Below are 23,617 nucleotides of genomic sequence, written 5' to 3' on the forward strand. Positions count from 1 at the left end.
CTGAGGCAGAGATGCGTGAAGTATTCATAGAGGACCTGTTCCGGGTGTTCGCGGAGGGAGCCGGGCGGATCGAGCTCGACCAGCCGGTGTCCGAGCTGATGGACACCCCGTTCTCCGCGATCGGCTACGACTCCCTGGCGATGCTCGAGACCGCCAGCCGACTGGAGCGGGAGTACGGGGTGACCCTGTCGGACGATGACGTCAACGACGCCAAAACGCCCCGGCTGCTGCTGCAACTGGTGAACGCGGCCCAGACGCGATGAAGCCGACCGAGCTGCGCTTGGACGGGCGCGTCGCCCTGGTGACCGGAGCGAGCCGAGGCCTTGGACGGGCCGTCGTACGCAAACTCGCGGCGTCAGGCTGCACGGTCTACCTCAATGCCCGCGACGCCGAGACGGCTGGGGCGGCGACCGCCGAACTGCGTGCACCGGGCTGCGATGTGACAGCGGCACCGGGTGACGTTGCACGACCCGGTGTCCTTCCCGAGTTGCTGCGAGGTCTCGCCGACAAGCACGGCCAGGTCGACATCCTGGTCCACTGCGCGGTCTCGCTCCACCGGATGCCGACCGTGGAACCGCGGTCGCAGGAGATGCACCAGGACTACGAGGTGGCCGTGGCCCCCCTCATCCACGCCGCAGCGACCCTGCCCGCGGTCATGCGCCCCCAGGGGGGGAGGGTCATCGCCGTCTCCAGCGCGGGCGCCAACCGCGTGGTGCCCGCCTACGTGAGCCTGGGCCTGGCCAAGGCGGCGCTGGAGAGCCTGGTCCGCTACCTGGCGGTCGCCCTGGCACCGGCGGGCGTGGCCGTGAACGCGGTGTCCACCGCACGGATGGACCGCGGCGACGCCACCGATCCGGTCTCCGCCGCCCTGGCCGCCCGGACGCCGGCCGGGCGGTTGACGCGTCCTGACGACATCGCCGACGCGGTCGCGCTGCTCTGCGCCGACGAGGCGTTCTGGCTGCGCGGACAAGTGATCACCGTCGACGGCGGCCTGGGACTGGTGGGTTGACCGTGATCAGCTCCGACGTCTGCGTCGTGGGCGCGGGTCCCGCAGGACTGACCCTCTCCCTCCTCCTGCTCAGGTCCGGGCTGACGGTCACCCTGGTCGAACGGTCCGCCCTTCACGGGCGCGAGTTCCGGGGCGAGATCCTGCAGCCCGGCGGCATGGAGCTCCTGGACGGCCTCGGTGTCCTGTCCGGAGCGATGGCTCGCGGTGGCTACCCGCTGGACCGCTTCCGGCTCCGCGAGGGGCGGCGCACTCTGCTGGACATCGACTACCGCCGCCTGGAGGCCCCGTACAACCAGCTGCTGAGCATCCCGCAGCAGCATCTCCTCGAGGAGCTGCTGGCGCACTGCGAGAAGCTCCCGGGCTTCACCTACCTGCCCGGCCACCGCGTGGGTTCCCTGCAGCGGCACGAAGGAAGGACCACCGGGCTGACCACGAGGTCGCCGGACGGCGGGACGCGGGTGAACGCCGGCTGCGTGGTCGGCGCGGACGGCCGGTACTCCAAGGTGCGTCAGCTCGCCGGGATCCAGGCGGGGAGGTTGGAGGCCTTCGACTTCGACGTCCTGTGGCTGAAGGTGCCCATCGGCAGCACCGGTGCGGCGTCCGGGGCGCGGGAAGTCTCCGTCGTCCGTTCCCGGGGCAACCCCGTGCTGGTGTACCCGTCCTGGCCGGACTCCGTGCAGATCGGCTGGACCTTGCCGCACCGCTCGTTCGCGGGAAGCAAGGACGCCGTCTTCGCTCGGGCCCGCGAGGAGATCGTGCAGGCCCTCCCGCAGTACGCGGACGCCGTGCGCGCCGCGTTGGAGTCCGCGAACGATCTCACGCTGCTGGACGTGTTCGCGGGATGCGCCGACACCTGGGTGCAGGACGGGCTGGTGCTGATCGGTGATGCCGCCCACACCCACAGCCCGCTGGGCGCCCAGGGGATCAACCTCGCCATCCAGGACGCGGCGCTGCTGCACCCGGTCCTCACCGCGGCGGTCCGCGGGGGGAGCTTCGCGGCCGAGCACCTGCGCGCCTACGAAACCGGGCGTCGGCCGGCCATCGACGCCGTCATGAAGTTCCAGGTCATGCAGAGCCGCATGATGCTCGCGCGCGGCGGGCTCGAGGCGCGCCTGCGGCCCGTCGTGGCCCGGATCGTCGGCCGGACTCCCATCGGCGCGAAGATCACGGCCCGCATCGCGTACGGAAGCAGCCCCGTGCCGCTGCGCACGGATCTCTTCACCTCCTGAGCAGCCCATCCCGACGAGGAGCGCCATCATGCGCGTGATCGACCTGTCCACACCGATAGACGCGTCCAAGTGGGAGCCGGAGCCGGTGGTCCACGAGATCATGACTCCGGCCGAGGGCGCCCGCCACATGAGTTCGGAGATGCGGGAGCACTTCGGGGTGGACTTCGACCCTGCCGTGCTCCCGGACCACGAACTGCTGTCCATCGACACCCTGACGCTGACCTCGCACACGGGCACGCACGTGGATGCCCCGTCCCATTACGGGAGCCGGGCTTCCTACGGCGAGCCCCGCCACATCGACCAGATGCCCCTGGACTGGTTCCAGCGTCCCGGGGTGGTCCTGGACATCAGCGGTTCCGGGACCGGAGCCGTGTCCGCCGATCACCTGGCGAAGGAACTGGACCGGATCGGCTACCGGCCCCGGCCGCTGGACATCGTGATGCTGCGGACGGGGGCGGACCAACTGGCCGGGACGCCGGAGTACTTCACCTCGTTCACGGGCCTGGACGCGTCCGCGGTGCACTACCTGCTCGACCTGGGCATCCGGGTGATCGGCACGGATGCCTTCAGCCTGGACGCACCCTTCGGCCACATGATCAAGCGCTTCCAGGAGAGCGGCGACGCCTCGGTGCTGTGGCCGGCCCACTTCGCCGGGCGCGAGCGCGAGTACTGCCAGATCGAACGGCTCGCGAACCTGGCCGCCCTCCCGGAGCCGTTCGGGTTCACGGTGAGCTGCTTCCCCGTGCGGATCACGGGTGCGGGGGCCGGTTGGACCCGTGCCGTGGCCCTGCTGGACACCTGACGCTGCCGTCCCGCCCGCTCACTCTTCCCAAGGAGAACAGAGACATGACCGTTCAGCAGCTCGGTCCCCTGGAATTCGCCGCACTGCGCGCGGAGGTGGAGCAGTTCTACGCCGCCCACCTGCAGCGCCTCGACTCGGGTGCCGCGGAGGCCTGGGCGGCGGACTTCACCGCGGACGGCTGGTTCCACCCGCAGACACTGCCGGCGCCGGTCCGGGGCCGGGCGGCGCTCGCCGCCGCAGCCAGGGACGCACACGCCAAGCTGGCGGCCGCGAACGAGCAGCACCGGCACTGGCACGGCATGGTCTCCGTCGACGCGCAGACCGACGGGTCCGTCAAGGTGCGCTGCTACGCCCTGGTGTTCGCCACGACCGCGGGCCAGGAACCGCGGCTGCACCGGACGTGCGTGTGCCAGGACCTGCTGGTCCGCGAGGAGGGCGCGCTGCGGATCAGCCAGCGGGTCGTCACGCGGGACGACATGCCCTGAGCAGGTCGCGAAAGCCTCGATGCGCTCATCGGTCGAGCAGGTCCAGCACCGCGGTCAGGGCGTTGGGCCGCTCGACGGTGGGCGCATGCCGCACCTGCAGGAACGTGCAGCCCAATGCTGTGGCGCCGCCGTCAGCGGTGGCGTCGTCGCCGACCATGACGATGTCCTCCGGCTCCCTGCCGAGCTGCTCGCAGGCCGCGCGGAACAGTTCCGGATCCGGCTTCTGCCTGTGGTACTCGAAGGAGAGGACGAAGGCGTCGACGGCGGCCTCCAGGCCGTGGTGGCGGAAGACCGGCCTGAGGTCCCACGCGATGTTGCTGACGACGGCGACCGGCACCCCCCGGCGGCGCAGCTCGGTGAGCGTGCTGTGCGTGTCCGGGTAGGCGTGCCACGCCTGCGGTGCCATGTGGCGCTCGTACAGCGCGGCCGCGAGGTCGGGATGCGGGAGCGGGCCGACGCTCTGCGCCAGCCCGGTGTACGCGGCTCGGTGGCGCTCCAGGTCCAGATCCCGCTCCTGCCACACCTCGGCCAGGTGGGGAGGGACGGCCTGCGGCCAGGCTCCCCCGGGCAACGCGCCCACCCGTTCGAGCGAGCTCGCCCACCCCACCCGCTCCGGGGCTGTGAGGGTCGCCCCGACGGCGTCCAGTGCGGCGTCGAGCCAGGCGGTCGCGGTCTCGACCCGGAACAGGGTGCCCGAGAAGTCGAACATCACAGCAGTGGCCATGGTCCTGATCCTCCCCAGTGCCCGCGCGAGCGGAAACCTCGGCAGGGAGGGGCCCGCGGCGGCAACCGCGGGCCCCTCCCTGCCACTCGCGGCTACTCGGCGACGGTGTCGAACACGTCCGGTTCGGCCTTGGCGACCTTGCCCAGGCCGACGACCAGCTTGCGGAAGGCGTCAGCCGTCATCGCCGCCCGGTGCAGTTCCGGCGCCGTCCACTGGGCGGTCTCCACGTACACCTCGGGGTTGTTGCGGGAGCGGTAGAGCTGGTGGGACACGAAGCCGGGCTGCTGCTTCATGAAGTCGGTGATGGCGGAGATGGAGCGCTCGAACTCGTCGGCCTCTCCGATGACGGTGAGCTTGTTGATGACGGTCACCATGGCGGACTCCTCTAGTCGGGGGTGTGCTGGGCCCGTGCGCGCAGGTCGCGTCGCAGGATCTTGCCGTTCGGGGAACGCGGAATGGCGTCGATGGCGTCGATGCCGTGGAGCTGCTCGAACTCGGCGAGTTCTGCGTTGGTGTCGGCGAGGACGCGACCGAGGTCCGTACCGGGCGAGCGGGGGACGACGAAGGCGTGGGCCACGGCACCGCGGAAGGGATCGGGGACGTCGACGACGGCGCAGTCCGCGACGTCGTGGTGGCGGGCGAGGACCGCTTCGACCTCGCTGGGCGACACCAGCCAGTTGTCGCACTTGAAGACGTCCTTGAGGCGGTCCACGAGGAACAGCACTCCGTCGTCCCCGATGTAGCCGATGTCTCCGGTGGACAGCCATCCCTCGGAGTCGATCGGGCTTTCGACGCCGGCGAGGTATCCGAGCATCACCTGGGGACCGCGTACCTGCACCTCCCCGCGCTCGCCGGGGGGCAGCGGCCGACGGGTGTCCACGTCGACGGTCCGGCATTCCGTGTCCTCGACCGTCGGGCCCACGGAGCCGGGGGTGGGGTGCTCGGGCAGGTCTCCGTGGGTCAGTGGAGACGTCTCCGCAAGCCCGTATCCCTGGACCACTGCGAGGCCGAAGTGGGCTGACAGGGCTTCGGCAGCGGCCGGGGCGAGTGCGGAGCCCCCCGAGAGGATGGTCCGTGCGGTCGCGAGCCGAAGTTCGGGGAGCCGCGGGTCTGCCGCGAGTCGGGCCAGGCGCACCGGGAGGCTGTAGAAGTGCGTCGCACCGTGGTTGTTGGCCTCGTCGATGGCGTCCGCGCCGTCCTCGGACGCGCAGAGCACGTGCGTCGCCATGGCGGCGACGCCCGCGTTGAGGTGCATCGGGTGGAAGGACGGGAGGTGGTTGAGCATCACGGCGTCACCGTCGAGCCGGTGCGCACCGGCCACCTGGCGGGCATTGGTGACCAGGTTCCGGTGGGAGAGCATGACGCCCTTGGCCGGTCCCGTCGTGCCGCTGGTGAATTGGATGCACGCTATGTCGTCCGCGTCGGCCGGAGGGCTGGACTCGACGGGCGGGTGGCCGGCTATGAGGTCGTCGAGGCACTCCGAGCCGGCGATTCCGGAGCCGGTGGCGCCGCCGCGGGTCAGGAGCACCTCCGTCAGCTCGGGGATCCACCGGCGGGCCTCTTGGATCCGGTCGCGCATCTGGGGGGTGACGATCGCGATCCGGGCGCCCGACAGCCGCAGCACGTGGGCGAGGTTCTCGCCGCGCAGGTGCGCGTTGACGATGGCGACGCTGGCACCGCCGCGCACGATCCCGTAGTAGGCGACGGCGAACGCCGGGTCGAGTGCTGCGACCAGGGCGACGACGCTGCCTGCGGCCTGCCAGCGGTCGCGTACGACGCCCGCGCAGCACGATATGCGCGCGTCCAGTTCGGCGTAGGACAGTTGGGTGTCCTTGTCGCGCAGGGCGATGCGGTGGGGCACGGTCTGTGCGGCCGCCCGTACGAGACCGTCGAGCCGGTCGGGTGTCGTCGCCGGCTCAGGCACGGGCTCGGCCCTCGGCGAACGCCTTGGACAGCTGAAGGTTCTTCATGCTGTTGGCGCTCAGGACGTTGCGCAGGTAGTTGCGGGCGTCCTGGATCGTGGTCCCCTCTCCGAGGATGCCCAGGGCGCTCGGCTTGATGGTGACGGTGTGGCGGGCCGAGACGATGATCCCCTCGGGGGTCTGGGTGAAGCGCCAGTGGCCGGTGTGGGCGTCCAGCAGCGGCGGCAGCTTGATCTGCTTGTAGACGATCAGCCGCGGGGGCAGGCAGACGCGGACCGAGCGGGTGCTGTGCGGGACGCCGTCGGGGGTGCTGGTCTCCATGTCGAAGAACTGGATGCCGGGCTCGTCCTCGGTCATGGTGAGCTGGGAGACGTGAGCGATGCGCTCCGGCCACTTGTCGGCCTCGTTGAGGACCTCGTAGGCGTCCTCGGCGCGCCCGGCGACGAAGAGGGGGTCCTCGAAGGACAGCACCAGCTGATCGAGGAGCTCGCGGCGGTTCCCCTGGTCGAGGACGGCGTCGAGTTGGGCGGCGGCGTTGCGCTCGAGGTCGGCGAGGACCGCGGCCCGGGTTTCCTCGGTGGTGCCGTCCGAGAGGGTCAGTTGGTGGCGGACCTCGACGTCGGACCCGTCGGCGCTCTTGGTGAACAGCCATTCGACGCGAGAGGCGGCACGGGGGGCCTGCGGCTCGACGTCCTCAAGGGTGATCTTCATCGCTGAGCGGTCGAGGTGCCGTCGGGAGGTGCGGACCACCACCCGTCCCTGGTCGGGCGTGAGGAACCAACGCCGGACGACGTCGGTGCCCTCACCGGCCTCCAGGTACTCGGCGTGGACCGCGGCGGCGAAGAACTGGGGCCAGTTCTCCACCGCGGCGACGACATCGAACAGGAACTCGGGGGGCGCGGCCGCGGTGCCTCGGTGGATCGTGGTCACGACGGCCGGGTTCGCAATCTGCTCAGGCACGGGTTGTCCTTCAGTCGGCTCGGATTCGGTGTTGGCCTCGACCGGGGTCAAGGAGCGGGGGTCAGCGGCAGTGCGGCCAGCGCCGCGTGCACGGCGTCGGCGTCCAGCCGGTCGCCGCGGGCTGCGAGGTAGGCATCGGGGCGGATCAGGAGCCATCCCTGGCCTCGAATGCCGAGTCCGTCCGCGAGCGTTCCGTACGGGTCGGGCAGCGCGTCGCCGGCCGACCGGGGCGGTTCGACCCGTACGGCCGCCGGCCCCGTGAGCGGCCGGGGCGTGTGATCGGTGATCTGCAGTGACGTTGCCAGCGCCTCGTAGGCGGAGGCCGTGCCGAGGTGCGCGGGCGTCGAGGGCGTGACGACTCGCACCGAGAGCCACCCCTGCTGGCGGTCGGCGAGGTCCCGCAGCCAGCGGGGGGTCTCCGTCTCGCCCGGACGCTCGGTGAAGGCGAGGAACGTCCAGCGCGGATCCCGGAGCTGGCGGGCGAAGGCGGACCACCCGGGGTCGCCTTCGGCGGTGTCGGCGCTCACGGCGGTGACGCGCTCCCCGGGCGCGGGGTGTGCGGACGGGCCGGCTTGCACCGGCTGTGTCAGAGGGCTGTCCGGGTAGCTGACGAGGAGGGCCGACATGCGGCCGATGACTTTGCCCTCGATCCGGCGTCGAATGGCCGGTACGCGGCGGATGACCGCGAAGGCCACCGGCATGGCCGCTGCGGCGACCGCGCTCTTGAGCGCGACCAGGCGGGTGGCGGTGCGGGTGGTCTCCAGCAGTTCGCCGCCGATCGGGACGCGCTCAGCCGAGTAGCTGTCGAGCAGGGCGTCGTGCGCGTGGCCGTGGATGACCATCGCGAGTTTCCACGACAGGTTGAAGGCCTCCTGGATGCCGGTGTTGAGGCCCTGTCCGGAGGCCGGGCTGTGCACGTGGGCGGCGTCCCCCGCGACGAAGCAGCGGCGGACCCGCATGGTCTGGATCATGCGCTGCTGAATGGTGAACACCGACACCCACGAGGGGGTCTTGACGGCGGCGCGGGTGCCCAGGCCCTTGGTCAGCTTGCGGGAGAACCGCTCGGCGACCTGCTCGGGGTGGCCCGCGTCCGACTGCACGGTGGTGTCCAGGAGCCGCCACTTGCCAGGGGTCGCGAAGGGGACCGCCATGACCGTCCCGCCCTCGACGTGGATCCAGTGGATGCTGTCCTGGGGGACGTTCATGTCGACGTCGGCGTCCGCGATCAGCCAGGTTTCGGTCGAGTCGCCGATCAGGGGCAGCTTCAGCAGTTTCCTGACGGTGCTGTGGCCGCCGTCGCAGCCGACGAGCCAGGGGACGCGCAGACGGGCGCTGGTGCCGTCCTGGAGCTGCAGCTCCGCGTCGACGCCGCCCTCGTGCTGTTCCAGCGCCTTCAGTCGCGTCCCCCAGTGCACGGTGACGCCTCGGTCGACCACGGCCTGGCGCAGCACGCGCTCGGTGCCCGCCTGCTCGAGCAGCAGGGTGAAGGGGAAGCGGGTCGGGGTCGAGCGGTACTCGGCGCCCAGGCGGACGAGTTGGGCACCGTTGCTGTGCATGCTGAACGCCTGCATCCGGCGGCCGTGCTCGAGCATCGCCCCGAGGACACCCATCTGATCGTAGATCTCCAGGGTGCGGGCGTGGGTGGCCACGGCGCGGCTGGTCGGCGCGGGGCCGCCGGCGGCGTCGATCAGGTGGACGCGCACACCGCGGCGGGCCAGCTCGTGGGCGACGGTCAGGCCGACCGGGCCGGCGCCGACGACGAGGACTTGCGGATCACGCGGGTCGGGCTCGGGTCCGTCGGTCATCTTCTCCCCTGGCAGTCCCCTGTGATGGGGGGAGCCCTGTCGCGGCCCCCGTCCCCGGCATCCTTGGCCGCAGGTCTCGAGCAGCTCTCGAAGCGTGTTAGACCGCGGCCGGTGGTCAGCGGCCGCCGGCCACGGTGAGCGCCTCCCCGCTGATGTGGCCGTTGGCGGCCGACCCGAGGAACAGTGCCGCGGCGGCGATCTCGTCCGGGGCCGTCAGCCGGCCGGTCGGGGTGCGGGCGGTCTCGCCGTCGCGCACCGCCGCAGGGAGATCCCCGGCCACGCCCTCGGTGAGGGTCAGCCCGGGGCACACGACGTTGACGAGGATGCCGTCAGGGCCCAGGTCCCAGGCCAGGCTCCGGGCGAAGCCGTGCAGGGCGGCCTTGGCCGCGCCGTAGAACTCCTGGCCGGGTGCCCCGTCGTGGACGATGTGTGAGGAGAGCAGCACGATCCGGCCCCAGCCCGACCGGCGCATCAACGGGACGGCCGCTTGGACCGTGCGGAGGGCACCGGCGAGGTTGGTGTCCAGGACCCGTTGCCACGCGGCCGGCTCGACGTCCTCGAAGTGCTGTCCGCGCGGTCGGCGTGCGCCGAGTTCGGCGGCGTTGGCGACCGCCACGTCGAGTGTTCCCCAGGTCTGTTCGACTTCGGCAACGGCTGCCCGCGCCGAGGCCGGGTCATCGAGTGCGTAGGGCACGGCGATGGCTCGCCCGTCGGCCGCTCCCAGCCGGTCCGCCAGTGCCAGGGCGGCTTCCTTGTGACGGTGGTAGGTGAGGGCGACGCGCGCACCCTCCCGCGAGAACGCCTCGGCGGTCGCGCGCCCGATGCCACGGCTCGCACCGGTGACGAGCACCACCCGGCCGCCCAGTCCCAAATCCATGTCGGTTCTCCCGTCGACGCGGTCGCTGCGCTCGCACGCTGTCAGGAAGGGCTCGAGGAGGACTCAATCGACCCGGACCGCAGCGGACGTGGACAGGGTCTCGAGCCCGGATCGAGCCGGGGTCTGCACCGTCGTACTCGCCGTTCCCAATGAAGCGGGAGAAGGACGTGACCGACATCAGCACCCCTGCAGTAACACGCGAAGACCTGTTCGAGATGATGCTGTCGCCCCGGCGGACGGCCGTACTGCGGGCGGGTATCGAGTTGCGCGTCTTCGACGGGCTGGCCGGCGGTCCCCTGGAGGCCGAGGATCTCGCGGAAAGGCTCGGCATCCATCCCCGCGGGATGCGGGTGCTGCTGGCCGCCCTGGCGGCGATCGGTCTGCTCGACGTGGAGAGCGGACGGTACCGGCTGGCCCCGGGGGCCGGTGAGGTGCTGGTGACCTCCAACCCGGGCTACTTCGGCTCCGCGATGCGGCTGGCGTCCAGCGACTACGAGTGGCAGGCCCTCGGGCGCCTCGCGGACGCCGTGCGCCACGGGGGCACCGTTCTCGAGCAGCACGCCGAGACCCCCGAGTACCCGTACTGGGAGGACTTCGCGGCCCTGCCCACGGGCAACACCTCACGCGTGGCCGGCACCCTGGCCGATCTCCTGCGGGAGTGGGCGGCCGAACGGCCGTCGCTGAATGTCCTGGACACGGCCTGCGGCCACGGCTACTACGGCTACACCTTGGCGGCGCGGTACCCGCAGGCCCGGGTGTGGGACGTGGACTGGCCCAACGTCCTGGACATCTCGGTGAGGCACGCCGAGCGCATGGGCGTGCGTGACCGGGTCGAGCTGATCCCCGGCGACATGTTCTCCGCGGAACTCGGGGGCCCCTACGACCTCACCATGATCACCAACGTGCTGCACCACTTCTCCGAAGAGCGTGCCACCGAGATGTTGACCAAGCTCGCCAGGGTGACCAAGGCTGACGGGAAGGTCGCCGTCGTGGCCATCACCACCGACGACCAGCCCCCGGCGCAGGACCCGATCCCGCACCTGTTCTCGGTGCTGATGCTGGCGTGGACGCACGAGGGCGAGTCGCACAGCATGGAGGCCTACCGCCGGATGTTTGCCGCGGCCGGTCTGACCGCCCCGCAGGTCCACTCGCTGCCCGGGGTTCCGCTGCGGATCCTGCTCGCCGACCGCGCCTGAGTCCGGGCGCCACCGCACACCCACCAGTCCGCAGATTTTCAGAAAGGCATCCCATGACGCAGTCCCTGCACGCCGACGCGGTAGCGGCCGCCCGCACACTCGCGCAGCTCAACACCGCATACACCCAGGCGAAGGTGCTGCACAGTGCCGTGGAGCTCGGGCTGTTCGAGGCGCTGGCCTCGGGGCCGGCGACCGCGGACGCGTTGTGCCAGCGCCTGGGCCTGCACCCGCGTCTGGCCCCGGACTTCCTCGGCGCCCTCGTCGGCCTGGACCTGCTGGAGTACCGCGACGGCCAGTACCACAACGCCCGTCCGGCGCAGGTCCTCCTGGTGCCCGGCGGACCGCTGTCGCTCAACGGGTCCATCCGCCAGCACGGCAAGGTGCACTACGGCCTGTGGGCCGACCTGACCGATGCGCTGCGCGACGGCCGGGCGAAGTCCGGTCCGCAGACGCCGGCCGGCGCGGTCACCACGGAGCAGACCGACCTGGACGCGGCCCGCCGCTTCATGGCGCACATGGACTCCTTCAACTCGATCGTCGCCCCCGAGCTGGCGCAGAAGGTCGACTGGAGCAAGTACCGCACCTTCGTCGACGTCGGCGGGGCGCGCGGCAACCTGTCGGGTCTTCTGGTCAAGGCCCATCCGCACCTGAGTGGGACCGTGTTCGACGTGCCGGGGCTGCGCCCCCTGTTCGACGAGCACATGGAGACCCTCGGCACCACCGGCAAGGTCGGCTTCCAGGGCGGCGACTTCTTCTCCGACCCGCTCCCCGAGGCCGACGTCGTGATCTTCGGACACGTGCTGCACGACTGGCCGGAGGAGGCCCGCAAGAAGCTGATCGAGCGCGCCTTCCCCGCGGTCCGGCCCGGTGGCGCCCTCCTCGTCTACGACGCCATGATCGAGGACGGCGGCTTCGACGCGCACGCGCACCTGCAGAGCCTGATCTGCAGTCTGATGCGCGACGGCGGCTCGGAGTACACCGAGGGTGCCGCCCGCGAGTGGGCCGAGAAGGCGGGCTTCCGCGCGCAGGACGTGTTGCGGCTGAACACCGTGACCAATGACCGCCTGCTCATCGCGGTCAAGGACGCCTGACAGCGGCCCGGACGCCGTCCGCCCTCGGGCACACCCAATCCTTGACGCGGTAGAAGAGAGACACAGCATGAAGGCTCTCGTCCTGTCCGGGGGCAGCGGCACACGACTGCGCCCGTTGAGCTACTCCATACCCAAGCAACTCGTGCCCGTCGGCAACGCACCCGTGCTGTTCCACTGCCTGGCCAACATCCGCGACGCGGGCATCACCGAGGTCGGCATCATCATCGGCGACAACGGCGAGGAGATCCGCCGGGCCGTGGGCGACGGATCCGACCTCGGTCTGCAGGTCACCTTCATCCGACAGGAGGCCCCCCTGGGCCTGGCACACTGCGTGCAGATCGCCGAACCGTTCCTGGACGGCGAGTCCTTCATCATGTACTTGGGCGACAACGTGCTCGTCGGCGGCGTGGCCCCGCACGCCGAACGCTTCCGGACGAACCGGCCCGACGCCCAGGTGCTGGTGTGCAAGGTCGCCGATCCGCGCCACTACGGCGTCGCCGTGCTGGGGCCGGACGGCGCCGTCGAGCAGCTGATCGAGAAACCGTCCGAGCCGGTCGCCGACACCGCTCTGATCGGGGTGTACTTCTTCACCAAGGAGGTGCACACCGCGGTGGCCAGCATCCAGCCCAGCGCACGCGGGGAGCTGGAGATCACCGACGCCATCGAGTGGCTGCGGAAGAACGGCAGGAACGTACGGGCGGAGGTCTTCGAGGGCTACTGGAAGGACACCGGGCGCATCGAGGACGTCCTTGCCTGCAACCGCGTCCTGCTGGAGGCGCTCACCCCGTCCGTGGCCGGCAAGGTCGACGACGAGAGCGAGCTGGTGGGCCCGGGTCCGTTCGTCATCGAGGCCGGCGCGGTGATCGAGCGCTCCACCCTCATCGGCCCGGTGACGGTGGCCGCCGGTGCCGTCGTGCGCGACAGCACGATCGGCCCGTCGGTCTCGATCGGCCGGGACGCGGTGGTGGAACAGGCCGGCGTCGAGGACTCGATCGTGATGGACGGGTCCACCATCCGCGGTGTGCGGGGTGTCCACGGCTCCCTCATCGGCCGCAACGCCGAGGTCAGCCACGCGGCCGAAGCCCCTGCCCGCCACCGCTTCGTCCTTGGCGACGACTCCCGGATCGAGGCCGCCGCGTGAGGATCCTCGTCACCGGCGGCGCCGGCTTCATCGGCTCGCACTACGTCCGCAGTCTCCTGGCGGGCCAGTACCTCGCGTACCGCGGAGCCCAGGTCACGGTCGTGGACAAACTCACCTACGCGGGCACGACCACGAGCCTGCCCATGGCCGACCCCCGCCTGCAGTTCGTCCACGCGGACATCTGCGACGCCGAGCCGCTCCTCGAACTGCTGCCGGGCCACGACGCCGTCGTGCACTTCGCGGCCGAGTCGCACGTGGACCGGTCGATCGGCGGAGCCGCGGAGTTCGTGCGCACCAACGTCCAGGGCACCCACAACCTGCTGGAGTGCAGTCGTCTGACCGGCGTCCCGCGCGTGGTGGTGGTGTCGACCGACGAGGTCTACGGGAGCATCGCCACCGGCTCGTGGACGGAGGAGAGCCGGCTGGAGCCCAACTCCCCCTACTCGGCGTCCAAAGCCGCAGCCGATCTCATCGCCCGCTCTTACTGGCGCACCCACGCGATGGACATCTCCATCACGCGGTGTTCCAACAACTACGGCCCCTACCAGTTCCCCGAGAAGGTCATCCCGCTGTTCATCTCCAACCTCATGGACGGCAAGCCGGTGCCGCTCTACGGTGACGGCTCCAACGTCCGCGAGTGGCTGCACGTCGACGACCACTGCCGGGCGATCCAAGCGGTCCTCGAAGGTGGACGGGCCGGAGAGGTCTACAACGTCGGCGGCGGCCGGTCGCTGACGAACAAGGAGCTCACCGAACTCCTGATCACCCTGTGCGGAGCGGACTGGAGCGCCGTCCGTCACGTCGAGGACCGCAAGGGCCACGACCAGCGCTACGCGGTGGACGATTCGAAGATCCGTGAACAGCTCGGCTTCCGCAACCAGGTGGCCTTCGAGCAGGGCCTGGCCGACGTGGTGCGCTGGTACCAGGACAACCGCTCGTGGTGGGAACCGCTGCGCCGCCGTGAGGAAGCCGCCCTGCCCCGGACCTGAGGGGCCGCGGCGCAGTCGGTCACTGCGCCGCGGCCCCTCAGCTGATCCCTCCCAGGGACGCCAGCGCGTTGGCCGCCGCCTGCGTGCAGTCCTGGCACGTGCCGTCGCTCTGGAGGGGGCCGCTGACGCGGGCTCCGCAATCCAGGCAGTACGCCTCGGCCGGCACGGCGTCAGCGCCCTCCCGCCGTCCCGTCCGACGTCTCCGGCTGCGGTGCGCCTCATCGTGGTGCTCTACGCACCGGGGACAGCGCCTGCCGCTGTCGATGACGAACCCGTCCTCGCAGCGCGGATCCGGACATTCCCGTCCGCAACCGTCGACCTGACATCGGTAGGGGCCCAGGATCCGTACGGCGGCACCCACCGGATGCGCCAGGCCGGCCCCGCCAGTAGCGGTGTCGGCCACCGCCGCGAGTCCCCAGGTGTACCAGCGCCGGTCCGCTCGTGCGATGAGCTGTTCGGCCGTCCTGGTCTGGCACTCCTGCAGGATGACGTCGCGGAGCACTGGCGGTCTCCATTTCGGAAGCATTCTGCGCAGCTCGGTCGGTAGCCCCAGTTCGACCGTGCGCACGAGCATGAGCGCGGCGCGGTCGGTCGGCGCCCCAGCCGCACCGCACGCGCTCGGAATACCGGCGTGCCGGGACGGCCGTGAAGTGCGCACGCTCCCACTACCTGTAGGAGGCCTACGGCCGGCAGCGGCGCTACGCGCCGAAGGTGCTGCGCTCGGCTCTTGTTCTATTTCTACTTGGTCTACTTCCACCCCCTCGGCCGGGGGTACAGGACCCCCGGCCGAGGGGGTGCGTACCCCCGGCCGAGGGGGCACGGATCGGTCCGAGGGGCGGCGGGTTCCCCCTGCTCGCCCCGTACCCCCTCCCGAGGGGGTACGGGGGCGGGACCCCAGGAAGGGAACCGGTGGCACCACCGCGTCGCCGTTCTGCTTGGCGCGGACACGTGCCTCGGACGTCTCTGCGCACCGGTCCTTGATGGTCTGACGGGTATCGGCCAGCCAGGCGTCGAACTCGGCTTCGCGGGCCTGTCGCTCGTTCTTGTTCTCCTCCTCGGCAGGCCGGTACCGGGCGTACCAATCCCCCATGGACTGCGGACCCGAATAGCCCGCAGGCGGCGTCTGATGCACGATGTAGCGGTTGCGGCGCTTCAGGCCCGCGGTCGTGCGGATAACCTCGACAGCCCCGATGACCTCGAGCTGGAGCATGTACTTGGACACGTTCTCCGGCTTCTTGAGCCCGATGATCCGAGCGAGGGTGAGGAGACTCGGCCATACCTCGTTGTCCTCGCGCGAGGCGTTGAGGTGTGCCGAGAGCGCCCAGTAGAGAGTCCTCGCCTCACAGTCCACGCCGGACAGCAGTACCCAGTCACTGACCTGCGTGAACGGGGTGCGCCGACCCGGAGACAGGTTCAGCGGCTGGTCCGAGAGGTGGTGGTGCTGACCGGTTTGCTCGCTCATCGGCAAGCTCCTGCAACCTGCCGGGATGCGATGCCTCCGGCGGCGAGGGAGCCGGACGACGGAGGAACCCTCGTTGCCGGGAGAGGGAAGCGGGCAGGTCGCGTGCCAGTCCTTCGGTGCAGCTCTAACTCGATCATCGGCGCCATCTCTCCCCCTGTCGGCGTCAGGCGCTGGCCTTCGTGGATAGTAGGCAGTTCGTGACCGGCTTGACCAGCCTCTTCTGGCAGTTGACCTGCCATTGATCGGCGGGAGAGTTATGGGCCGGTTTCCAGCAGTTCGTCCATGAATTACAGTGGCGAAAGCCGGGGTGAGATCCTGCCGCAAATGGGGTGCGTCTGGCGTGGTGGCGACCCGCTGAGCGCCCTGGCGCGACTTTCCCCTCGGCCAGTCCTCCCGCCTTCGATCCCGAAAGCCCTATGGGCGGATTTGCTTACTGAACCGGCATTGGCTGCGGCGGGAGACTGGTACAACAGGACGAGGGGCGTGTCCTCACCGTCGAGCGATGGCCGCACGTGCGCCAGCTCACCCCGGGCTGCCACCTGGCAAGCTCTCAACTTGCTCTCAGTTCTCAGAAGGACCTTGCGGAAAGGCGGAATTGTTGCTAAGGGACTCGCGGACATCCAGTAGCCGCATCAATCTGCTGAAGGTTGCACAGGGAGCCCGCCCACGCGATGGCGCGGACCGGAAGGGGCTGGAAATGCCTGAGGTGAGGGGCGGGCTCAAGGTGCAGGAAAAACGCGGGCGGAGGAAAGCCCCTCTGGACCTGGCCGTCTGGCCCATTCGGACAGGTGGCGAGCTCTGGTGAGCGCTCCGATCTGGTCTGAACATGACGCGATGCGTCATGTTCAGGCAGTAACCGCCAAGGGTTGGCTGAGAGTACGCCCGGCATCCATGGGATTGCTGTTGATCGGCTCAGGAGTGAGTCAGTTCGCGCCCACCCGGGACCAGTTGGCGGCATATGCACGCAACGGCGCCAACCCCCGTGGCGAGCTCTCGGGCACCTGCTGGCCGCCTCCACCCGGCGGGGAACCCGAAGCTGAGGAGTCCTCGAGCCGCCGCGGAACGGTTGCCGACCATGCTGCGCGCTACGGGATCGAGGTGCCGGAGAGTGTCGACGACCTCATAGAGCTCATGGTTTCTGCAGGAATTCTCGTCGAGGCCTGCGACGAACTCGGCACACCCCGGCTGAGGCCGCGCAAGCCGCTCCCCGATCTCGATGACATCTTTCCACTCGACGAGGAGGAAAGGCTCACCATCGACTCGCTGAAGAGCGCGGAGCTCTATGCCGGAAAAGTTCAGTTAATTTCCGGGATGATTCCGTCGGAATCCCGCAGAAAAACAGGGATGAGCACAAGCATCAGTCAACTTTCCGAGGCGATAGGCGAAACCCACGACGGCACACGTCGCGCTCTCCTGCTGCTGCTGGAGGACGGTGACGTGTTCAGCAGCGTGGATATTTCCAAAGTAGCCGTCCGCACGGTTTTTCACCTGCACCGCGACTGGTCCATGTTCCACCAGAAGCGCATTGGCCTAACCCGGTTGGATGAAGTCTGACATCCGACGTACGCCGCCCGTCCGGCGCCGCAGCCTCGGCTGCAGGGCGGACCCTGTCTCGAGATCGACTGGCCGCGTCGGCGGACTGATCGGGATTCGACCGATCCTCGAAGGCATAGGCCCACCGTGAGCCAGGTCGGTTTCGAAGGTGAGGTCGGATTCTTGACTGGGTTCCTGTGGTGGGCGGCTGGACAGGCCCGGCTCAGCTGCGTGCAAATGATGGTCAAGGGTCTCAGTACTATTGGTAAAGGTCTCAGCACAGTCGGCCACCTCTGGTACGCAGCGCCACCGCACGAGGGCGAGCCAAACGAGACAATCCTCACAGTCGACGGGCTTCCAGGTCCGGGCCATCCGGAGCAGCTGAGGACCTGCGCAGGCCTGACGCCACGTGAGCGCCGGGCCTGGGACGAGATCACGCGTTCCTGATCTCACCCGGGCGGGGCCGGCACCCGATCGCCGCATGGCACTTGCCCGCCGAGAAAGGCCCTTCCCGCAGTACTTGAGCGGTATCGAGCGCCAGGCGCCCGAACGGCGCGACGTGCCGTCCGGGCGCCGAGGTCCCGGCGGCCTGCCGTGCCTCGCTGCGCCCGGCAGCCGCTGACCGGCCGGTGATGACGGCTGGAAGGCCGAGCGCGATGCGGATGCGGACGCGAAGGAAATCCTCCTGCCGGAAGCCCTTCAGGACGAAAGGCGACTGTCTGAGGGTTGAGGCGCCGGGTTGGAGGGCGGAGGGCGTCACGGAAGAAGCCCAGCCGGTCCTCGTGGCCCCCTGCGGGGGCGTGCGGGCCCGCACGGGCAGAGTGTGGTCGACGTCGCCCTGAAGACTCGCCGAGGACGGCGCCGATCCGCTCGGACTGGTCGGCACGGCCCGCCCGATGAAGCGGATCCGGCCGCCGAACGGACCTCGGGATTGACACCGGAGGCGAAGGCCGCGCGAAGCATCATGGCCACGCCTTGGTATGGCACCAAATTTGGGTTCAGTCTAAAATATGACCATGGGACTGCGGGAAACCAAGAAACAACAGACCCGGGCCGCTCTGTCGGAGACAGCATCAGCGCTGTTCCGCGAGCGAGGCTTTGACCAGGTGAGCGTTGCGGAGATCGCCCGCATGGCCGGCGTATCCGTCAACACCGCCTTCAACTACTTCCCGACCAAGGAGGACCTGTTCTTCGACAGTCAACCGCTGGCGGAGAACCACCTCGCCGACGTGGTCGTGACAGCCCCCAGCGACACCACCCCGGCCGACGCCCTCCTCGCCGATCTCCTGGGCGCCCTACAGCGCAGAGATCCCGCTCTCGGCCTCTGCAAGGACGCGGCCGCGTTCTGGCGCACCGTCGCTGAGAGCCCGACCCTGACGGCCCGGTCACGGGAGATCGCCGAGCGGGCCGAGAGAGCCCTGGCTCATGCGCTGGCCGAACGCAGTGGACGGCAGACAGGCGACCCGGAAACACACCTCCTGGCCGGCGCCCTCTGTGGGGCCTACCGGGCCGCTGTCGGCCAGATCAGACAGCGTGCGATCACGGGTGAGGATCCGAGTCGCGTCCTTGACGAACTCGGCCCAACCATCGAATACCTCTTCAGCCACCTGCGCGGCCTCGCGCAGCCGCTACCACCACCATCCTGAGCCACATCGAGCTTCGAGACGCCGACCTCGTCCCCAGGAGGGTTCCGGCTGAACTTTCACGGCCTAAGCGCGGACAGCAGGGGTCTGCGACGGCTTTCGTGCCTGCCTCAAAACGCGAGCCCCTCCGCCCCGGCCCTGACACCCTACTGAGGACCGTCTTCGCCTGACTGAGCCGCTACCACGCCCCCGTCAGCGCCCGCCAATGACCATCCCGTCCTCGAGGAATACCGGGGACGACACCGCGCTGCTCGACCCACGCTCGCCGCGTACCAAGGTGCGGGTGCGGCGCATGGTGTGCCCGGTGCTGGGGTGCCCGCGGCAGACGTTCCGCGAGCAGGTCCCCGGCCTGATCGAGCGCTACCAGCGGCACACACGCCGTCTCGCCGACCAAGTCGGGGAGATCGTGAAGGAGTTAGCGGGCCGGGTGGGCGCCCGCCTCTCGCGCGTGCTGGCCTGCACGATCTCCCGCTCGACCGGCCTGCGTCTGCTCATGCGCCAGGTGGTACCACCGTTGCATGTACCGCGTGTGCTCGGCGTCGATGACTTCGCCCTCAACACCCTCAAACGATGCGCGCGCATGAAGGAGCCCACCGGCCAGAAGAACGCACCGCGTCACAAGCCCACACTCGTCGGCCCCTACCGCGACCGCCTGCGCCGCAGGCGGGCCCCAGTATGTGCCCGCCTGCCAGCCAGCACGAGAGCGTCGTGCTCGGCAGCGTACTCAGTCCAAAAGGGCCAGCGACTGTCCAGAAACGGCGCCGGTAGCTGGCAGACCGCTTCGGTAGCTGCTCAAAACGCCTGGTCAGAGCCCTGATGCCCGTGTTTCAGCGACTGGAGCGACTCGGGGTTGGGTATATCAGACATTCGTGTGCGCGCGTACGCGTTCATACACCCGACCTTCAGTCGCTTCAGTCGCTGAACTGGCCTCACAACGCCTCTGAGCTGCAGGTTTCCTCCGAGGTCCGGTGCAGCGACTGAAACGACTCAGTCGCTGCACCCCACCTTCGGTCGCTGGACTCCGGCGGAACGTGTGCGGCTGCTTGCAGGCGACACGCCCGAGAAGCAGCAGATGGTGGTTCATGCCGGTTCCTTGGTCGCTTCAGTCGGTGCGGCGCGGAGCGACTGGAATGAGCTCGGTCGCTCCGGTCGCTGAGGTCGGTAGCTGCTCAAAACGCCTGGTCAGAGCCCTGATGCCCGTGTTTCAGCGACTGGAGCGACTCGGGGTTGGGTATATCAGACATTCGTGTGCGCGCGTACGCGTTCATACACCCGACCTTCAGTCGCTTCAGTCGCTGAACTGGCCTCACAACGCCTCTGAGCTGCAGGTTTCCTCCGAGGTCCGGTGCAGCGACTGAAACGACTCAGTCGCTGCACCCCACCTTCGGTCGCTGCAGGCAAAAGCCGGAGCGACACACGGGGCGCCTCTCCCCTGGGCTAGTCTGTTCCTCCATATTGGAAACTCAGTCGCTTCGGTCGCTGCGAGCGCTCTGACCAGGGAAGATGTGTCGGCGACCCAATAAAGGCAGCAGGTACGGCCCAGGGGAGGGAGAGCTGAGGTGCCCACCAGCACGCCCACGAACACCCCGCCCGCCAGCCCCCTCACCGTGGCTCGGTGGTGCGCGGCCCAGGGCTGGCCGGTGCACCCCCTCACGCCGGGAAGCAAACTTCCCGCCGCTAACTGCGCCATCTGTACGACCCGCAGCCACACCGCGACCAACTGCCCGTGCCGCGGCGCCGGCCGGTGGTGCCACGGTTTCCTTGCTGCGACGACCGATCCGGCGGTCATCGACGCCTGGTGGGCCCTCGACCCCGCTTTCGGCGTCGGCATCGCCTGCGGACCGGCCGGCCTGGTGGTCATCGACGTCGACGCCCACCAGCAGGCCGTCCCCGAACGTGACCGGCTCCTGCCCGGCATCTCCATCCCCGACACCGTCGACCTCACCGGTCTCGCCAACGGCTTCCACACCTTGGCCCTCCTCGCCGCCCTACGAGGCCAGCCCGACCCGTCCCACGACAGCGGAACCCTCAGGGTGCGAACTCCCTCCGGTGGTACGCACATCTGGTACCGGGCCCACCCCCACCTCCCGATCCGGTCCTCCTCCGGTTCCGGCAAAACCCGGGCCCTGGCCTGGCAGGTCGACGTCCGCGCCCAGGGCGGCTACATCATCGCCCCCGGCACCACCACGACCGCCGGTACCTACACCCCGATCGGACAGACCCGCACACCCGCGCCGCTGCCGACCTGGCTTGCCGCGGAACTCCTTCGCACCCACCACACCGACCCGCCCGCCCCGGCCACGGCTGCTCCGCAGGGGCCCCCGCCCAGAGCCCGCCAGGCCATCGCGGCCGCGGGCGGCCGCAGTCCGGCGCACTCCATGCTGGCGGGCCTGCTCGACGACGTCGCAGCCTGCTCCACTGCCGCGGAAGGCACCGGATTCTCCGAGAAGCTCAACCGCGCAGCCTTCACCGCCGGAGGCCTCGTCGCCGGCGGATACCTGACCGAGGACCAGGCCGAGGACCTCCTGCGCCAGGCCGCAGCGACTGCCCGGCCCCACCAGCACCGCCGCAGCGAAACGATCATCAGGGCGGGGCTCGCCGCAGGCACCCGGAGCCCGCTCCATCCGCGAGGACGCGCATGAACCCCTCCGACACCCCGGGGACGGGCCCCTTCGACCCGGTGGCAGCCGCCCAGCAGATCCTGGCCGCCACCCCATCGCCCCCCACCGCCGACCCCGCCAACCCACCCGCCCGCCACACCCCAGTCCTGGACCCGGTGCAAGACAGCCTCCTCGACATCCCGGCCGCCCCTGCCGCCCCTGCCGACAACCGGCTGCCCGCCGCCCTGCAGGCCCAGCCGCGGCCCACCGCGCACCTCTCCCTGCCCGCACCCACGCTCACCGCCACCCCCGCCGGGCTGCTGCCCGACTCGCTCAGCGACCGTGGCAACGCCAAGCTCTTCGTCAGCCTCTACGGAGGCGACTACCGCTACGTGCCCGGCCTGGGCTGGTACCGGTGGGCCGGCCACCGGTGGGAGATCGACGAGACCGACACCGTCCTGTGGGCCGCCGGCGACCTCGCCGAACAACTGGCCCTGCACGACCCCACCGGCACCTACACCACCACCGAACTGCGCCGCCACCGCAAGCGCGCCCTGTCCACCAGCGGGATGACCGCGATGCTGGAGCAGGCCAAGGCCGCCCCCGGCATGGTCATGCACGCCTTCGCCCTGGACGCCGACCCCTACGCCCTGTGCACCCCCGGCGGCGTCGTCGACCTGCGCACCGGCCTGATGACGGCGCCCGACCCCCGCACCCAGCGCCACTCCCGCTCCACCACCGTCGCACCCGTCGACATGCCCACCCCGCGCTGGACCCGCTTCCTCGAGGACACCTTCGGCACCGATCCCGCGGGCCGCGAGATGATCGACTTCCTGCACCTGTGCCTGGGCTACTCCATCTCCGGCGACGTCGGTGCCCAGATCATGCCCTTCCTCTACGGCAAGGGGAAGAACGGCAAGTCCGTCCTCCTGGACGTCATGCTGCAGCTCATGGGCGACTACGCGGATGCCGCGCCGCCCGGCTTCCTCATGGCCAAGGCCTTCGACAGCCACCCCACCGACCTCGCCGAACTCCACGGCCGGCGCATCATCCTGTGCTCCGAGCTCAAGCCCGGCGACCGCTTCGACGAGGGCCGCTTCAAACTCCTCACCGGCGGCGACAAGATCAAGGCCCGCCGCATGCGCCAGGACTTCTTCTCCTTTACCCCCACCCACAAGCTCTGGCTGCTCGGCAACCACCGCCCCGAAGTCAACTCGGGCGGCTTCGCGTTCTGGCGCCGCATGCGCCTGATCCCCTTCGAGCGCGTCGTCGCCGAAGAACGCAAGATCGACAACCTGGCCAGCCTCCTCGCCTCCGAGGAAGGCCCCGGCATCCTCGCCTGGCTCGTCACCGGCGCCCGCCGCTACTTCGCCGGCGAGAAGGACCTCACCGGCCCCCAGAGCGTCCAGCTCGCCACCACCGCCTATGCCGAGACCGAGGACAGCACCGGCCGCTTCCTCACCGACGCCTGCAAGATCGCCGACGGCCTGCGCGCCGAGCAGTCCCAGCTCTACAGCGCCTACAGTCGCTGGTGTGCCGAAGAAGGCGCCAACCCCGCCAGCGCCCGCGCATTCGCCGCACGTGTACGCGACACACTGGGTATGACCTCACCGAAACAGATGGTCCTGTCCAACTCCCGCAAGTACTACCCCGGGATCGGCCTCCTGGCCGACGAGGAGCCGCAGCCGTGAGCGCCCTGATCGACCCCGCCGACCTCGCCCACGAAACCGACATCGTCTGGCTCGAGGACATCGCCGAACTCGACTACGTCCGCCAGTCCCTCGAGCGCCTCAACTCCCGCAAGGGCAAACCCCCTTACCACAGCGCCGGCCGCATGGTCGGTTACGCCGTCCTGGGCCCCACCGCCCGCTCCTCCCGGGTCTCCGGCACCTTCCGTCGCCGCGTCTTCTGGCTCCTGCCCCACGACCGCGACACCGAACCCGACGGCCTCTACGCCACCGGTGCCCCCTCCGAAGCCGTCGACCCCCGCACCATCGCCCCCACCGTCAAAGGCGACAAGACCGAACGCTCCCAAGGCGGCCCAGCCTCACCCGCCATGGTCGAACTCGGCATAATGCTCCCACGCACCTGATCTGTCGCAACCAGTGCAGCGGGCCACGGTGGGCAAGGCTTCATACGGTGCTGCGGG

Annotated in this window: 22 protein-coding genes; 16 read left to right on the forward strand and 6 right to left on the reverse strand. The window is 69.9% G+C overall.

All coding sequences use genetic code 11. The features are described from left to right. Window positions 1–11: 11 nt before the first annotated feature. From QSK52_RS33670 to QSK52_RS33690, 5 genes are read left to right on the forward strand one after another with little or no spacing between them, the layout of a single operon-like run. Window positions 12–263 carry an acyl carrier protein gene (locus QSK52_RS33670; RefSeq protein WP_285740039.1) on the forward strand — a complete coding sequence of 84 codons (252 nt, stop codon included), beginning with the start codon at window positions 12–14 and terminating at the stop codon, window positions 261–263. Next, a complete protein-coding gene (locus QSK52_RS33675; RefSeq protein ID WP_285740040.1) occupies window positions 260–1,009 on the forward strand; it encodes an SDR family NAD(P)-dependent oxidoreductase in 750 nt (249 codons plus the stop codon). Before QSK52_RS33670 ends, QSK52_RS33675 begins: the two co-directional genes overlap by 4 nt. A 2-nt stretch (window positions 1,010–1,011) precedes the next feature. Next, window positions 1,012–2,238: an FAD-dependent monooxygenase gene (locus QSK52_RS33680; RefSeq protein WP_285740041.1), complete on the forward strand. Its 1,227-nt coding sequence runs from the start codon at window positions 1,012–1,014 to the stop codon at window positions 2,236–2,238. A gap of 28 nt (window positions 2,239–2,266) precedes the next feature. Next, the gene (locus QSK52_RS33685; protein WP_285740042.1) at window positions 2,267–3,040 is read left to right on the forward strand and encodes a cyclase family protein; all 774 of its coding nucleotides are present in this window, start codon (window positions 2,267–2,269) and stop codon (window positions 3,038–3,040) included. A gap of 44 nt (window positions 3,041–3,084) precedes the next feature. Beyond that, a complete protein-coding gene (locus tag QSK52_RS33690; RefSeq protein WP_285740043.1) occupies window positions 3,085–3,525 on the forward strand; it encodes a nuclear transport factor 2 family protein in 441 nt (146 codons plus the stop codon). Between the two features lie 25 nt (window positions 3,526–3,550). Here the strand turns inward: QSK52_RS33690 and QSK52_RS33695 are convergent, their stop codons facing one another. The 6 genes from QSK52_RS33695 to QSK52_RS33720 form a co-directional block, all read right to left on the reverse strand. Continuing rightward, window positions 3,551–4,249 (reverse strand): HAD family hydrolase, encoded by a 699-nt coding sequence (locus QSK52_RS33695; protein WP_285740044.1) that lies wholly within the window; start codon window positions 4,247–4,249, stop codon window positions 3,551–3,553. A gap of 92 nt (window positions 4,250–4,341) precedes the next feature. Beyond that, on the reverse strand, window positions 4,342–4,623 hold the full coding sequence (locus tag QSK52_RS33700; protein WP_285740045.1) for an antibiotic biosynthesis monooxygenase family protein: 282 nt from the start codon (window positions 4,621–4,623) through the stop codon (window positions 4,342–4,344). Window positions 4,624–4,634: 11 nt separating this feature from the next. Then, on the reverse strand, window positions 4,635–6,173 hold the full coding sequence (locus QSK52_RS33705) for a class I adenylate-forming enzyme family protein (RefSeq protein WP_285740046.1): 1,539 nt from the start codon (window positions 6,171–6,173) through the stop codon (window positions 4,635–4,637). Next, window positions 6,166–7,131: an SRPBCC family protein gene (locus QSK52_RS33710; RefSeq protein ID WP_285740047.1), complete on the reverse strand. Its 966-nt coding sequence runs from the start codon at window positions 7,129–7,131 to the stop codon at window positions 6,166–6,168. Before QSK52_RS33710 ends, QSK52_RS33705 begins: the two co-directional genes overlap by 8 nt. Before the next feature lie 47 nt (window positions 7,132–7,178). Further along, the gene (locus QSK52_RS33715) at window positions 7,179–8,936 is read right to left on the reverse strand and encodes an FAD-dependent oxidoreductase (RefSeq protein ID WP_285740048.1); all 1,758 of its coding nucleotides are present in this window, start codon (window positions 8,934–8,936) and stop codon (window positions 7,179–7,181) included. A gap of 115 nt (window positions 8,937–9,051) precedes the next feature. Beyond that, complete coding sequence (locus QSK52_RS33720) at window positions 9,052–9,813, reverse strand: SDR family NAD(P)-dependent oxidoreductase (protein WP_285740049.1); 762 nt, start codon at window positions 9,811–9,813, stop codon at window positions 9,052–9,054. Window positions 9,814–9,980: 167 nt separating this feature from the next. On the opposite strand from QSK52_RS33720, the gene QSK52_RS33725 reads away from it, so the two are divergent. The 11 genes from QSK52_RS33725 (at window position 9,981) to QSK52_RS33770 (ending at window position 23,560) form a co-directional block, all read left to right on the forward strand. Then, complete coding sequence (locus QSK52_RS33725; protein ID WP_285740050.1) at window positions 9,981–11,009, forward strand: class I SAM-dependent methyltransferase; 1,029 nt, start codon at window positions 9,981–9,983, stop codon at window positions 11,007–11,009. A 53-nt stretch (window positions 11,010–11,062) separates the two neighbouring features. Continuing rightward, window positions 11,063–12,100 carry a methyltransferase gene (locus tag QSK52_RS33730; RefSeq protein WP_285740051.1) on the forward strand — a complete coding sequence of 346 codons (1,038 nt, stop codon included), beginning with the start codon at window positions 11,063–11,065 and terminating at the stop codon, window positions 12,098–12,100. Between the two features lie 67 nt (window positions 12,101–12,167). After that, complete coding sequence (locus QSK52_RS33735; protein ID WP_285740052.1) at window positions 12,168–13,241, forward strand: glucose-1-phosphate thymidylyltransferase; 1,074 nt, start codon at window positions 12,168–12,170, stop codon at window positions 13,239–13,241. Beyond that, entirely contained in the window at window positions 13,238–14,230 is a 993-nt protein-coding gene (gene rfbB, locus QSK52_RS33740) for a dTDP-glucose 4,6-dehydratase (RefSeq protein WP_285740053.1), read from the forward strand. Before QSK52_RS33735 ends, rfbB begins: the two co-directional genes overlap by 4 nt. A 2,263-nt stretch (window positions 14,231–16,493) precedes the next feature. Next, a complete protein-coding gene (locus QSK52_RS33745; protein ID WP_285740054.1) occupies window positions 16,494–17,246 on the forward strand; it encodes a DUF6042 family protein in 753 nt (250 codons plus the stop codon). Window positions 17,247–17,465: 219 nt separating this feature from the next. Continuing rightward, entirely contained in the window at window positions 17,466–17,672 is a 207-nt protein-coding gene (locus tag QSK52_RS39575; protein WP_352230346.1) for a DUF6059 family protein, read from the forward strand. Window positions 17,673–18,241: 569 nt separating this feature from the next. Further along, a complete protein-coding gene (locus QSK52_RS33750; RefSeq protein WP_285740055.1) occupies window positions 18,242–18,871 on the forward strand; it encodes a TetR/AcrR family transcriptional regulator in 630 nt (209 codons plus the stop codon). 202 nt (window positions 18,872–19,073) lie between these two features. Further along, a complete protein-coding gene (locus QSK52_RS39735) occupies window positions 19,074–19,685 on the forward strand; it encodes a hypothetical protein (RefSeq protein WP_435053429.1) in 612 nt (203 codons plus the stop codon). Between the two features lie 790 nt (window positions 19,686–20,475). Next, window positions 20,476–21,510 carry a bifunctional DNA primase/polymerase gene (locus tag QSK52_RS33760; RefSeq protein ID WP_435053434.1) on the forward strand — a complete coding sequence of 345 codons (1,035 nt, stop codon included), beginning with the start codon at window positions 20,476–20,478 and terminating at the stop codon, window positions 21,508–21,510. Continuing rightward, entirely contained in the window at window positions 21,507–23,159 is a 1,653-nt protein-coding gene (locus QSK52_RS33765) for a DNA primase family protein (RefSeq protein WP_285740057.1), read from the forward strand. The genes QSK52_RS33760 and QSK52_RS33765 overlap by 4 nt, the downstream gene beginning before the upstream one ends. Further along, entirely contained in the window at window positions 23,156–23,560 is a 405-nt protein-coding gene (locus QSK52_RS33770; protein WP_285740058.1) for a DUF6009 family protein, read from the forward strand. The genes QSK52_RS33765 and QSK52_RS33770 overlap by 4 nt, the downstream gene beginning before the upstream one ends. Window positions 23,561–23,617 lie beyond the last annotated feature (57 nt).

The sequence above is a fragment of the Kitasatospora phosalacinea genome, assembly GCF_030268885.1.
GTDB classification, from domain to species: Bacteria; Actinomycetota; Actinomycetes; order Streptomycetales; family Streptomycetaceae; genus Kitasatospora; species Kitasatospora phosalacinea_C.